The sequence below is a fragment of the Lentilactobacillus dabitei genome (genome assembly GCF_019061365.1).
In the GTDB taxonomy this organism is placed as follows: domain Bacteria; phylum Bacillota; class Bacilli; order Lactobacillales; family Lactobacillaceae; genus Lentilactobacillus; species Lentilactobacillus dabitei.
Genome location: NZ_JAHPPD010000218.1, coordinates 1 through 218 on the forward strand (window position 1 = coordinate 1; position 218 = coordinate 218).

Sequence of the window (218 nt, forward strand, 5' to 3'; positions counted from 1 at the left end):
AAGATGTGCCGAATCCTCGGTGTTTCCAGAGCTCAGTATTATCGTTATCGATCCCCCAAACCTTCAAAACGCCGGGCCGAAGATGCGGACTTGAAACAACGGATTCTGCGGATCTTTGCGGAATTTAAGCAGCGATACGGTGTTATGAAGATCCACCATGAATTGAATCTGGAACTTCAACCACTGCAGCGTCGGTGCAGCCCAAGACGGATTTCCCG

Annotated in this window: 1 protein-coding gene; it reads left to right on the forward strand. The window is 50.0% G+C overall.

Annotated elements, in window-relative coordinates:
- The coding region (locus KTE19_RS13850; RefSeq protein ID WP_217342537.1) for an IS3 family transposase at positions 1-218 on the forward strand (218 nt) is incomplete at both ends.